This is a genomic window from Janibacter hoylei PVAS-1 (assembly GCF_000297495.1).
Lineage (GTDB): Bacteria > Actinomycetota > Actinomycetes > Actinomycetales > Dermatophilaceae > Janibacter > Janibacter hoylei.
In genome coordinates, this window is sequence record NZ_ALWX01000100.1 from 1 (window position 1) to 8049 (window position 8049).

7 protein-coding genes and 3 pseudogenes are annotated in these 8049 nt (G+C 74.9%); 1 reads left to right on the plus strand and 9 read right to left on the minus strand.

All coding sequences use genetic code 11. The features are described 5' to 3' along the window. The 8 genes and pseudogenes from B277_RS15265 to B277_RS15295 all read right to left on the minus strand — a co-directional run. Positions 1 to 571 (minus strand): annotated as a pseudogene (locus B277_RS15265) (hypothetical protein); the annotation flags it as partial. A 530-nt stretch (positions 572 to 1101) separates the two neighbouring features. Then, positions 1102 to 1725: an ABC transporter ATP-binding protein gene (locus B277_RS15270; protein ID WP_007929921.1), complete on the minus strand. Its 624-nt coding sequence runs from the start codon at positions 1723 to 1725 to the stop codon at positions 1102 to 1104. Between the two features lies 1 nt (position 1726). Continuing rightward, the gene (nadC, locus tag B277_RS15275) at positions 1727 to 2611 is read right to left on the minus strand and encodes a carboxylating nicotinate-nucleotide diphosphorylase (RefSeq protein ID WP_007929922.1); all 885 of its coding nucleotides are present in this window, start codon (positions 2609 to 2611) and stop codon (positions 1727 to 1729) included. A 137-nt stretch (positions 2612 to 2748) separates the two neighbouring features. After that, positions 2749 to 2973 (minus strand): annotated as a pseudogene (locus tag B277_RS20420) (L-aspartate oxidase); the annotation flags it as partial. A 127-nt stretch (positions 2974 to 3100) separates the two neighbouring features. Beyond that, positions 3101 to 4342 (minus strand): annotated as a pseudogene (locus B277_RS15280) (L-aspartate oxidase); the annotation flags it as partial. Continuing rightward, complete coding sequence (panD, locus tag B277_RS15285) at positions 4335 to 4781, minus strand: aspartate 1-decarboxylase (protein WP_007929926.1); 447 nt, start codon at positions 4779 to 4781, stop codon at positions 4335 to 4337. The gene panD and the pseudogene B277_RS15280, both read right to left, overlap by 8 nt. A 212-nt stretch (positions 4782 to 4993) precedes the next feature. Further along, positions 4994 to 5902 carry a pantoate--beta-alanine ligase gene (panC, locus tag B277_RS15290; protein ID WP_007929929.1) on the minus strand — a complete coding sequence of 303 codons (909 nt, stop codon included), beginning with the start codon at positions 5900 to 5902 and terminating at the stop codon, positions 4994 to 4996. Continuing rightward, a complete protein-coding gene (locus B277_RS15295; protein ID WP_007929931.1) occupies positions 5899 to 6810 on the minus strand; it encodes a Rossmann-like and DUF2520 domain-containing protein in 912 nt (303 codons plus the stop codon). The genes panC and B277_RS15295 overlap by 4 nt, the downstream gene beginning before the upstream one ends. 155 nt (positions 6811 to 6965) lie before the next feature. Between B277_RS15295 and B277_RS15300 the strand changes: the two genes are divergently transcribed. Further along, complete coding sequence (locus B277_RS15300; protein WP_007929932.1) at positions 6966 to 7916, plus strand: SAM-dependent methyltransferase; 951 nt, start codon at positions 6966 to 6968, stop codon at positions 7914 to 7916. Here the strand turns inward: B277_RS15300 and B277_RS19360 are convergent. Beyond that, positions 7857 to 8049 (minus strand): hypothetical protein (locus B277_RS19360; protein WP_007929933.1); only part of this gene is annotated, 193 nt, incomplete at its 5' end. The genes B277_RS15300 and B277_RS19360 overlap by 60 nt on opposite strands.

The window sequence follows — 8049 nt, forward strand, 5'->3', positions numbered from 1 at the left end:
CCCCGGCGGCGACGGCCACGGGCGCCCACGGCGGCAGCCCGAGCGGCAGCAACGCCAGCGAGCTGCCCACCCCGACGAGGGCGAAGGGGGCCACCGCCAGCACGGCGGCGACCGCACCCGGGTGAGCCGGCAGGGCACGACGCAGACCAGGGGTGGCGACCCATGCGGTGAGCCCGCCACCGGAGAGTCGCGCGAGGACGAGGCCGGCGATGCAGGTGAGCACGACACCGACCAGGGGGCCGATGAGCAGCCCGGCGGCGAGCGCGGCGAGGCAGCCGAGCAGCGCCGACAGCAGCCGCGAGCGGCGCCGGACGAGCGCCCGCAGCTCGTGGGTCAGCAGCCCGGTGAGCGGGCCCCCGACACCGACGGCGCTGGTGAAGCGTCCTCGGCGACCCAGCCGACGGCGTGCGGTCAGGGCGTCGAGAGCGGTGCCGTCGAGCATGAGGGTCGTCGCCCGGACGGCGGCAGTGACCTCTCCCGCTCGACGGAGGTCGGCGTCGGCCACACCGCGCGCGGCGGCCGCGATCGGGCGGGCACGCCCCTGCCGGACGAGTGCCGCGGCGGCGAGCACGAGGGCCAGGACGGCCCCCCGCGACGGCGGTCAGCACGACGGGCGCGACGGGTGAGCCGCTGCGCCCGAGCCCGACGGCGAGGGCAAAACCGGTGAGCACGCCCCAGGCCCCGGCGGCCACGGCGGCGACCCCGGCGACCTGCAGCACCCCGCCGCGCAGGAGGGCTCCACGGTCGGCGGGCGTCGAGAGCAGCCAGGTGGCCCGGCCGGGGTCGGCCCAGGCCGGACCCGCCGCTCGCAGCCCGGCCGCGGCAGCGACGGCGCCGAGCAGCCCCATCGCCATGGCCATCCAGCGGTGCTGGGTGCCGCTGAGGCAGGTCGTCGCGCAATCGGGGCGCAGGATCGACGGCCCGGTCGCGGCGAAGAGCAGGGTGAGCAGGGTCGCGGTGACGAAGGCGCCCACGTACCAGTCCTGCAGCAGCTGCCCCCACCCGGCGGTGTGGGTGCCGCCCCGCACCGCCCGCACGGCGGCCCGCGCCGAGGCCCGGTCCCCGACGAGGTCACCCGGCGGGACGACCGGGCCGGCAGCCTCAGGCATCGCCCTCGACGGTCACGACCCGGGCACCGCTGCGGGAGATGACCTCGGGGTCGTGGCACGCGACGAGCACCGCGCGCCCGGCGGCGGCGTGAGCGGCGAGCCAGTCCCCGAGCCAGGCCCGGCCGGTGTCGTCGAGCCGCTGCTCGGGCTCGTCGGCGAGCAGCAGGGCCCAGGGCCGCACCATGGCGGAGGCGAGGGCGAAGCGCTGTGCCTGGCCCGACGACAGCGTGCCCGGCAGCTGGTCGGCGACGTGCTCGATGCGGGCCTCGTCGAGCGCCCCGGCGACGACGTCACGCGGGTCGGCCACGCCGTGACCCCTGGCGAGCACGTCGAGGTGCTCGGCGACGGTCAGCTCGGGCAGGACGCCGAGGTCGCCGAGCACGGTGCACAGCGCGCGCCGGGTCTGCGGGACACGGGTGTCGAGCAGCGCCTCGCCGAGGCGGACCTCGCCCGCGTCGGGTGACTCGCTGCCGACGATGCAGCGCAGTGCCGTCGACTTGCCGACGCCGTTGGGCCCGACGAGCGCCACGACCTCGCCGGCTGCGACGTCGAGGTCGAGCCCGTCGAGCACAGTGCGGCCCCCGTAGCCCTTGGTGAGTCCCCGGACCTGCAGCACGTCAGACGAGGTCGAGCGCGAGGTCGATGATCGGCGACGAGTGCGTCAGACCGCCGACGCTCATCCAGTCGATGCCGGTGGCGCCGTAGGCGGCAGCGACCTCGAGGGTCAGCCCACCGGTGGCCTCGATCTCGACCGTCTCGCCGCGCTCCGCGGCCCAGCCGCGCGCCGCCGTGACGGTCTCGCGCAGCAGGTCCGTCGACATGTTGTCGCACATGAGGAACCTCGCCCCGGCCTCGAGCGCCTCGATCGCCTGCGCGGTGGTCTCGACCTCGACCTCGATCGTCACGTCGGGGTGGCGCTTGCGGATCGCGGCGAAGGCCGCACCCACTCCCCCGGCGGCGAGCACGTGGTTGTCCTTGACCATCGCGACGTCGTAGAGGCCCATCCGCTTGTTGGTGCCGCCGCCGGCGCGCACCGCGTACTTCTCGAGGGCGCGGAGCCCCGGGGTCGTCTTGCGGGTGTCGAGCACGGTGCAGCCCGTACCGGCGAGCGCATCGGCCCACCGGCGGGTGTGGGTCGCGACGCCCGACAGGCGGGACATGATGTTGAGCAGCGTCCGCTCGGCCATGAGCACCTGCTGGGTGGCGCCGGCGACGACGGCGATGACGTCGCCGGCCTGCAGCCGGGTCCCGTCGGCGACCCGCACGTCGACCGCGGGCGGCCTGCCGCCCGTCCGCTCGGCGACCCCGGCGAGCACGATGTCGATGACGGGCGCACCGGCGAGCACACCGGCCTCCCGCGCGACGACGTGGCCGGTCGCCTGCTGGTCGGCGGGGATCGTCGCGGTGCTCGTGACGTCGAGACCGTCGGGCCCGAGGTCCTCGTCGAGAGCGGTGGCGACGAGCCGCCGAGCGGCCTCGGTCGGGAAGTCGAGCGCCGTCACTGCATGCCCTCCTGTGGGTCGTCGCCGTCGACGTCCTCGTCGCCCTCCGGCCAGGCCAGCGCGACGTCGAGCTTGATGACGGCGAGCTCGCCGTCATCGGGGTCGCGCACGTGCACGAGGTGGGCGGCCCACCGGTCGTCGTCGTGCTCGGGGTGGTCCCGGCGGACGTGCCCGCCGCGGGTCTCCTCGCGCAGGTGTGCCGCGGTCGCGAGGGCCTGACCGAGGTGGAGCAGGTTGGTCGTCTCCCACGAGCGGGGACCCGGCTCGGCCGGCCCGTCGGTGCCGGCAGCGAGGGCGGCGAGGTCGGCGAGCGCTGCGGTCGTGGACTGCGCGGACCGGAGCGGGCCGACCCCCTTCGTCATCACCTGCTGCAGCTGCGCCCGACGCGAGGAGTCGAGCAGGCCCGTCGTGCCCCTCGCCCCGCGGCGTGGCCGGCGGCAGCTCGCCTGCGGCCAGCCGCGCGGTGAGGTCCTCGGCGATGCGGTGGGCGAAGACGAGACCCTCGAGCAGCGAGTTGCTCGCGAGACGGTTGGCCCCGTGGACCCCGGTGCACGAGGCCTCGCCGCACGCGTAGAGACCGACGAGGTTGGTCCGGCCGTGCAGGTCGGTGCGGACACCGCCGGAGGCGTAGTGCTGGGCGGGCGCGACGGGGATCGGCGCGGTTGCCGGGTCGATGCCGAGCTCGCGGCAGCGGGCGACGATCGTCGGGAAGCGGCGCTCGAGGAAGTCGCCACCGAGGTGCCGCGCGTCGAGGAGGACGTGGTCGGACCCGGTCGCCTCCATCCGGTCGAGGATCGCCCGGGCGACGACGTCGCGGGGCGCCAGGTCGGCCATCGGGTGCAGACCCGTCATGAAGGCCTCACCGGTCGTGTCGACGAGCACGGCGCCCTCGCCGCGCACGGCCTCTGAGACGAGCGGCTGCTGGCCCGTCGCACCGGCCCCGAGGTGCATGACGGTCGGGTGGAACTGGACGAACTCGAGGTCGGCGAGCGCCGCGCCGGCGCGCAGGGCCGCCGCCATCCCGTCGCCCGTGGCGACGGGAGGGTTGGTCGTCGCCGAGTAGATCTGTCCCAGCCCGCCGGTGGCGAGCACGACGGCGCGGGCGTGGGCCGCGCCGATGCCGTCGACCTCTCCCTCCCCGATGACGTGCACGGTCGCGCCGCAGACGACGCCCTCGTCGGAGGTCAGCAGGTCGACGACGAGCGCGTGCTCGATGACCTCGATGCCCGGGTCGGCGCGCACGGCCTCGAGCTGGGCGATGAGCGCCCGGGAGATCTCGGCACCGGTCGCGTCGCCGCCGGCGTGCGCGATCCGGTCACGGTGGTGACCCCCTTCGCGCGTCAGGGTGATCTCTCCGGAGGCGTCGGTGTCGAAACGCGCGCCGAGCCCGATGAGCTCGCGCACGCGGGCCGGGCCCTCGGTGACGAGGACCTCGACGGCGGACTCGTCGCACAGGCCGACGCCGGCGACGAGGGTGTCGTCGAGGTGCTCGGCGGGCGAGTCCTCGGGCGCGAGCGCGGCAGCGATCCCACCCTGGGCCCAGGCGGTGGACCCGGCCGAGAGCTCGGTCTTGGTGACGAGCAGCACCCGCTCGACGTGCTCGCGCAGCCGCAGCGCACAGGTCAGGCCGGCGATGCCGGAGCCGACGACGAGGACGTCTGCCTCCGTCGTCCACCCCGGCGAAGGGGAGGTCAGGAACCTCGGCAGGGTGACCGCCGCGGGGTCACCCACCGAGGGCGCCGTCCCCCGAGTGGTCGCGGTGGGTGACCGCAGAGGTCTTCAGCCCGTAGCCGTCGGGTACGTCGCCCGCGTCGTGGTACTGCTCGACGATCTTGTTGTCGCCGTCGACGAAGACGACGTTGGGCTCGAAGGTGCGCGCCTCGTCGTCGTCCATCGCGGCGTAGGCGATGATGATGACGAGGTCACCGGGCGAGACGAGGCGTGCCGCCGCGCCGTTGATGCACACGATGCCGCTGCCGCGCTCGCCCTCGATGGCGTAGGTCGTCAGTCGGTTGCCGTTGTCGATGTCGACGACGTCGACCTGCTGGCCGGGGAGCATGCCCGCGGCGTCCAGGAGGTCCATGTCGATGGTGAGCGAGCCGACGTAGTGCAGGTCGGCCTGGGTGACCGTGGCGCGGTGGATCTTGCTGTGGAGCATGAAGCGCTGCACGCGAGTGTCCTTTGTCGTGTGTGGCGAGGTGTGCGTCCCCCAGTCTCGCAGAGTCGCGCCGGGCCCCGCGCACTTCCCCGGCAGATGCCTGATGCGGGAGCACTGATCCGCATTTCCCTAGGGAAATACGCATGGTGGGGGCATTTCCCTAGGGAAATACGCATGGTGGGGGCATTTCCCTAGGGAAATGCGGACGAAGGGAGCGAAGGGGGTCAGCCGGCGGGAGCCGCGGCCGGCCCCTCCGCGAAGGTCTCCCGGGGCCCTCCCCCCGGGCCGACGAGCACCGGCAGGTTGTCGATGAGGCGGGTCGTGCCGACCCGCGCCGCGACGGCGAGCAGCGCCTCGCCCTTGTACCACTCGGGGACGTCCTCGAGGGTGGTCGGGTGGACGAGCACGAGGTAGTCGACGAGGGCGAGCGGCTCCTCGATGAGCACCTCGCGGGCGGCCCGCCGGATGGCGGAGGGCCCCTCGACGGCGCGGTCGGCCCCGGCACGCAGCGCGCGGGAGAGCGCGAGCGCCGTCTCACGGTCGCTCGGGGAGAGATAGGTGTTGCGGCTGCTCATCGCCAGGCCGTCCTCCTCGCGGACCGTCGGCACGGCGACGACGCTGCCGGGGAAGTCGATGTCCCGGACCATGCGCTTGATGAGCAGCAGCTGCTGGGCGTCCTTCTGCCCGTAGTAGAAGAGGTCGCCGCGGGTGAGGTGCATGAGCTTGGCGACGACGGTGAGCATCCCGTCGAAGTGCCCCGGCCGGGACTGGCCCTCGAGGACGTCGCCGAGCGGACCGGCGGAGATGCGCACGCCGGGGTCGCCGTCGGGGTAGATGACGTCGGGGGTGGGCGCGAAGACGAGGTCGACGCCTTCGCGGGTGCAGATCTCCAGGTCGGAGTCGAAGGTGCGCGGGTACCGCGAGAGGTCCTCCTTGGGCCCGAACTGCAGCGGGTTGAGGAAGATCGTCACGATGACGTGGCGGGCCCGCTCGCGGGCGGTGCGGATGAGGCGGGCGTGTCCCTCGTGGAGGGCACCCATGGTCATGACGACGGCGACGTCACCCTCGGTGAGGGCGGCGCGGGCCGGGCCGAGCTCGTCGCGGGTGCGGGCGACGACGGGGGCGGTGCTCATCGGGTCTCCTCGTCGAGGGTGGTCAGGATCCTGGCGGCGGCGTCCTCACGGAGTCGTCCGCTGCGCTGCGCGCGAAGGGCGGTGGCCCGGGACTGCGCCCGGTAGGCAGTGGCGACGTCCTCGGGCAGGGCGGCCAGCTCCGCGAGGTGCGCGGCCACGGTACCGGCATCGCCGCGGGCGACCGGTCCGGTGAGGGCGGCGTCGCCCGAAGACAGGGCGTTGTCGAGGCTGGCCTGCAGGAGCGGCCGCAGCACGCGGTCGGCGGGGTCGATGCCGGCCGACCGCAGGACCTCGAGGGCCTGGGCGACGAGCGTGACCATGTGGTTGCTGCCGTGGGCGAGCGCGGCGTGGTAGCGGCCCCGGGCCGCCTCGGGGACCCACACCGGCTCCCCGCCCATCTCCACGACGAGCGCCTCGGCGACCGGCCGCAGCTCCTCCGGCGTCGTGATGCCGAAGCAGCATTCGCTGAGGCGCGCGAGGTCGAGGCTGGTCCCGGTGAAGGTCATCGCGGGGTGGATCGCCATGGGCAGCAGTCGGTCGGCGACGGGAGCGAAGGGGGTCAGCCCGTGCCGTCCCGAGGTGTGGGCCACGAGCTGTCCGGTCACCCAAGTGTCGGTGGCGTGCAGTCCGGCGACGAGGTCGGTCAGGGCGTCGTCGGGCACGGCGAGCAGCACGAGCTGCGCCGAGCGCACGACCTCGGGGACGGTGAGGACCGGGACGCCGGGCAGGAGGACCTCGGCGCGGTCACGGGAGGCGTCGGAGACCGCGGAGACGCCGACGACCTCGTGGCCCGCCGACCGCAGCGCCGCGCCCAGGACCGCACCGACCCGTCCGGCGCCGACGACCCCGACACGCAGCGTGGGTCGCTGGCGGGGTGCGGGAGAGGGCTGCGGTGCGGGGCTGCTCACCGCCCCGACGCTACCCGCGCGGCCCCTCCCCTTCGCATCTCCCTAGGGAAATCCCCACCCAGACCGTCATCTCCCTAGGGAAATGCGCACGTCGGCTGACATCTGCCACGGGGTGTGCGCGCCTGGGGGAGGGCAGGTACCTAGGGTCGGTGGGGGTGGAGCGGACGTGGCAGGAGGCGTGGGCGGACGCCCTGTACGGCGAAGGGGGGTTCTACCGGCGCCCGGAGGCCCCGGCCGGGCACTTCGCGACCTCGGCTCAGGGGGGCACGGCCGGTGTCCTCGCGGCCGCCCTCCTCGAGCTGGCGCGAAGGGAGCACCTCACGACCTTCGTCGACGTCGCCTGCGGTCGCGGCGAGCTGCTGGCGGCCATGGCGGAGGTGGCGGTCCCCTCCCTCCGTCTCGTCGGGGTCGACGTCATCGACCGGCCTGCGGGCCTGCCGGAGCGCGTCGAGTGGGTCCGCTCCCCCGGCGGCCGAGACCTGCCCGACCTCGGGCGGCTCGACGAGGCGCTCGTGCTCGCCCACGAGTGGCTCGACGTCGTCCCGTGCCCCGTCGCCGAGGCCGACGACGACGGCGTGCTGCGCGAGGTGCTCGTCGCCCCCGACGGCGCGGAGCATTTCGGCGCCCCCCTCGGCGGCGCCGACCTGGCGTGGACGCAGCAGTGGTGGCCGGGGCCGCACTCCCCCGGCGACCGGGTCGAGGTCGGCCGCGCCCGCGACGAGGCCTTCGCCGGTCTCGTCGACCGCGTGGGCTCGGGGCTCGTCGTCGCCGTCGACTACGCGCACACCCGCGACGACCGCCCCGTGGCCGGGACGCTCGTCGGCTTCGCACACGGGTCACTCACCGCCCCCGTACCCGACGGGTCCTGCGACCTCACCGCGCACGTCGCCGTCGACTCGCTGGGCGCCGACCGACTGCTCGCCCAGCGCGAGGCGCTGCGCGGACTGGGTGTCGACGGCGCCCGCCCGTCGCTGGACCTCGCCCGCACGGACCCGGCGGGCTACCTGACCGCTCTGGGCGCCGCCTCGCAGGCGGCGGCCCTGACCTCAGGAGGGCCGGGTGGATTCGTCTGGGCCCTGCGCCGGGTCGCGCCCCGTGCCGGCTGACCCCGGGGTGTCCTGCTCGTCCTCGGGCGCAAGCGCCTCGACGAGGCTCGAGGCGATGAGCGGCTGCCCGTCGGCGGAGGGGTGCAGCCCGTCGACTGTTAGTAGCGCGAGCCCGGCCGTGCCGCCGGCAGCA